Below are 255 nucleotides of genomic sequence, written 5' to 3' on the forward strand. Positions count from 1 at the left end.
ACGACGCAGATGTGGTCAGGAAGGTACAGGTGGGAGGCGAAATCTTCTGGAGGAATCGGGAATACAAGATCGGAAAGGCTTTTTATGGCAGGTGCATAGCGATCAGGGAGACGACGGAGGACGGTATTCACGATGTCTACTGGAGTAGACATCGTGTCGCTCGAATCGACTTGAACTTGCAGATCGTGACGGCAGGTAAGAAGATCTAAAACCGTCCACCATGTCTCCGAACATGTGTCCACCATGTCCCCGGTA

At 51.8% G+C, this 255-nt stretch carries 1 pseudogene; it reads left to right on the forward strand.

The annotated features are described in order from the left end of the window. A pseudogene (locus tag QMX86_RS28300) lies at positions 1-209 on the forward strand (IS481 family transposase); the annotation flags it as partial. Positions 210-255: the final 46 nt, after the last annotated feature.

The organism is Pseudomonas sp. PS01270, from assembly GCF_029959775.1.
Lineage (GTDB): Bacteria > Pseudomonadota > Gammaproteobacteria > Pseudomonadales > Pseudomonadaceae > Aquipseudomonas > Aquipseudomonas atacamensis.